The organism is Flavobacterium anseongense, from assembly GCF_021608185.1.
GTDB classification, from domain to species: Bacteria; Bacteroidota; Bacteroidia; order Flavobacteriales; family Flavobacteriaceae; genus Flavobacterium; species Flavobacterium anseongense.
On sequence record NZ_JAKIHN010000039.1, the window covers coordinates 1 to 292 of the forward strand.

General features: G+C 37.7%; 1 protein-coding gene. It reads left to right on the top strand.

The annotated features are described in order from the left end of the window. On the top strand, positions 1-292 hold a 292-nt coding region (locus L1S35_RS13260), incomplete at both ends, for an FIDD domain-containing protein (RefSeq protein ID WP_236401471.1).

The window sequence follows — 292 nt, forward strand, 5'->3', positions numbered from 1 at the left end:
ACTACCGACATTAATTCCGCCGACAGCACCTTATACACTTTGTGATGAGAATCAGGATGGTTATACCACTTTTGATTTAACGACTTTACTGCCGGGATTATTAAACGGAGTAACAACGTATACGATAAGTTTTCACGAAACAGTTACTGATGCAGAGAATAATGGAACTACCATTCCGACTCCTTCAGCTTATGGTAACATAATCGCCTTTACGCAGATTATCTATGTAAGAGCTGAAGATAATATTACTCACTGTGTTAGTATTACACCTATTGAATTGGATGTGAATCCA